The organism is Devosia alba (assembly GCF_039938915.1).
Classification (GTDB): domain Bacteria; phylum Pseudomonadota; class Alphaproteobacteria; order Rhizobiales; family Devosiaceae; genus Devosia; species Devosia alba.
The window spans coordinates 1-213 of the sequence record NZ_JBDUUI010000196.1 but is presented as its reverse complement, the minus strand read 5'-3'; the positions used below and the strand labels follow the sequence as shown (position 1 = coordinate 213).

The 213-nt window shown below is 52.6% G+C and carries 1 protein-coding gene; it reads left to right on the top strand.

All coding sequences use genetic code 11. The features are described from left to right. A partial coding sequence (locus ABFY71_RS19255; RefSeq protein WP_347947490.1) for a hypothetical protein occupies nt 1–213 on the top strand: 213 nt, incomplete at both ends.

Sequence of the window (213 nt, the reverse complement as noted above, 5' to 3'; positions counted from 1 at the left end):
CCGTGACAAGCGCTGGTTGTACAGTGCGTTCCAGCAGCTTCAGAGTATTACCTACGACCGTGGTAGCTTAGCCAAGGACGACCGTGCCGACGCAGTGGCTATGCTCGTAGCAGAACTCAACGGCTTCCTGGTTGAGGATGAGAAGGTTTCAGCTGAGAAAGAGCAGCAGAAACAAGCTCAGAAGTTCATGGATAACCCTATGGACTGGAAGCA